Annotated in this window: 2 protein-coding genes; both read right to left on the bottom strand. The window is 31.0% G+C overall.

The window, feature by feature from the left end:
• Positions 1-336: 336 nt before the first annotated feature.
• A complete protein-coding gene (locus HPY60_11785; GenBank protein ID NPV51856.1) occupies positions 337-1347 on the bottom strand; it encodes an exo-alpha-sialidase in 1011 nt (336 codons plus the stop codon).
• A 392-nt stretch (positions 1348-1739) separates the two neighbouring features.
• On the bottom strand, positions 1740-2306 hold the full coding sequence (locus tag HPY60_11780) for a hypothetical protein (protein ID NPV51855.1): 567 nt from the start codon (positions 2304-2306) through the stop codon (positions 1740-1742).
• Positions 2307-2727 lie beyond the last annotated feature (421 nt).

The raw sequence follows: 2727 nt of genomic DNA, 5'->3' as shown, positions 1-2727 counted from the left end.
TCTAAAATATAAACAGAATTACTATCGCATTGTCCATATTCTATCTCTATCTTATCTGGTATAAGCTCAGGTTTATCCTGTCCAAACGATATTTTCACTAAACTAATTGACAGAATTAAAAATAGAAAATTTCTCATATTAAGTGTAAAATTAAATAATTGCCGTTAACGGCTGGGGGTTGGTAGAGTGCAGGCGATTGAAACATTGTCATCGTCCAAAAGTGTGAAGCTGAATTGAAACGGAAAAGTTGCATAATCCGCTGATAGCCTGCATTGTACCAAACCCTTGTTAGCACACGTTATTTTAACTTTCTAAATTAGTAAATGATACTCATAATTAATCAAATTTTATCAGTTTTTTCCAATTTTGTCCTTTATCATAAGTGATATACATTTCTGACTCAGTATAAATAATTCCTGTATCTGCTGAGATAAAACAAACCTTTGCAGTCCAAATTAGGTTCACTATGGGGGAAGTTATATTACTTAGAATTATGCTACTTTTTGCATCATAAATGCTAAAATAGCCATCCTTTTTTATTATAGCAAGATCGCAAGATATGATCTGCTCAAGTGTGTATCCGCTAGGAATAATTACTTTAGACCAGGTTAACCCTCCATCCTTTGTAAAAAGGAAATCATTGCCATCGTACTTTTGTTTTATTATCAAGGTGTTTTTTGAAAGCATTTGAATGTCCCAAATATTAATATCAACTCCAATCAACCTTGGTTCGGTCCAACTCAATCCACCATCTGAAGTTGTTGCCATGTATACATTACCTGGAGATACGTAGTATGAACTAAAGTACCTATAAGGCAAAAAAATGTAGCCAAATAAATTATCGTAAAATCTTATTCTGCCATCGTTGAACTGGAATTGAAATATTTCCTGTGATTTATTATCAGCATATTTTTCAAGTACTAATTTACCATCGTCCTTATTATTTAAGATCCACCCTATTTCTTCATTTAGAAATGCTCCATCTCTTAAAATCCCGGGATTGCTTGCCGATGGATTCGAACTATACCAACTGTTACTTTTCTCAATATCAATAGTAGAAACGGATCCTTGTCTGTTGAGCATTTGAACACTTAAGGAATAATATATATTCTGAAATATTATATATTGTTCTGTTATTGTTGGTGTTAATGTCTCATTTATATGACCAACTGGGTAACGGTCCAATTTCTGAAATAAGTTATTTGTATAAAATAAGTAATTATCTGCGATAACAACTATTTCATTTTCTTTGAATAGATATGCCGTATTTATTCCTCCAGCAAAATATATTTGATTGATATTGGGGCTAACTGACGGTACAGTATCATTCTTAGAACATCCAAGCATAATACAAAGTAGAATGAATAAGGCATAGAAAAAATTACTTTTATAAGTCATGATCCCAATTATTTAATTTTAGAAACTACTAGATTCAAAAGTTTAAAACCTATTTGTTTTCTGTACTATATATGTTTTAATGAAAAACAGAGTTTGCATTGAAAACAGGATTATAATTATAAAAAACTTTAGTTTCATCTTGGTTTCTATTTCAGTGTTGGCGCAAATAATGTGTGCTAACGGCTGGGGGTTGGTAGAGTGCAGGCGATTGAAACATCGTCATCGTCCAGATGAGAGAAGCTGGATTGAAACGCTAAAGTTTCCTAATCCGCTGATAGCCTGCATTGTACCAAACCCTTGTTATGCGCTGGGGTTTATTGTTTGTTCCAAATCTTTAAGTGCTAGTTGCATTTCTCTTTAAGTTCCTGAGAGTATTCATCTACATAAATTTCAATCTTTTCAAGGTGATAATTTCTAACAGAATCATCAAGCAATTCATTAATCATACAATAGTACATATCATAAATGTCTTGTTTTGTATAACTACATTCATTCGGAAATTTATTTATTTCTTGATATTTTTTTAAAAAGATTTCATATCTACACCTGCAAAAATCCATTACTTTTTCATTCGACACCTCTTCATTATTAGTCAAATGAAAACCAATTGAGCAATCTTTAACCCACTTAAATGGTCTATAAAAATTTCTATGAGAATAACTTGAAAGTCCAATCAAAATTAAGGTTATTACTAAATAAGTAGAAAAGTAATTTACATTCTTATCATACTTTTGATTTAAAAAAATATTAAACATCAGAGTTACAATCAAAGAAATATGAGCAATTATGTAAAACTGATTAAGTGTGTTTGCATAAGTAATAAAGTGTAAGATTATATTCAAAAATGTCAATGAAATAATAACAAATAAGATTATCTTAAGATTGCTCTTATTCAAATTTACTTTCATAAGTTTCGCCAGAGGAAACGTTAGACTTATTAATAAGTTGATTATAAAATCTATAATATTCCAGTCTAAAAGTGAATTAATAATTAGATATCCGAACAGTGAAAATGAGATTACAAGTATAAAGACTTTCAATACATTGTCATTGGAAAATAAGATTTCTTCCCTTTTCATTTGATTATCATTTAGATTAGATTTATCACGCACATTATTTATTTGTTTTCTCTTCTAAAATTTTCTTCAACCCTTGCGCATAACGGTGGAGGGTGTATAGCGTGCCCATCGACTGAAACAACGTCAACATCCCACGAGATAAAGTTAGATTGAAACGACCAAGTTTGCAAATCAACGAATCCTTGGGCATGCTATGCAACCTATGTTATGCAAAGTAGTTAATATCCAGTCATCTACAAATCTCGGGGCA

Source organism: Methanofastidiosum sp. (assembly GCA_013178285.1).
Classification (GTDB): Archaea; Methanobacteriota_B; Thermococci; order Methanofastidiosales; family Methanofastidiosaceae; genus Methanofastidiosum.
The sequence above is the reverse complement of the archived record's forward strand: the minus strand, read 5'-3'. Positions and strand labels throughout refer to the sequence as shown.

Bases quoted from the DNA above. Each gene is read 5' to 3' on its own strand.
- HPY60_11780 (NPV51855.1), bottom strand. From the start codon at position 2,306: ATGAAAGTAAATTTGAATAAGAGCAATCTTAAGATAATCTTATTTGTT.
- HPY60_11785 (NPV51856.1), bottom strand. From the start codon at position 1,347: ATGCTTGGATGTTCTAAGAATGATACTGTACCGTCAGTTAGCCCCAAT.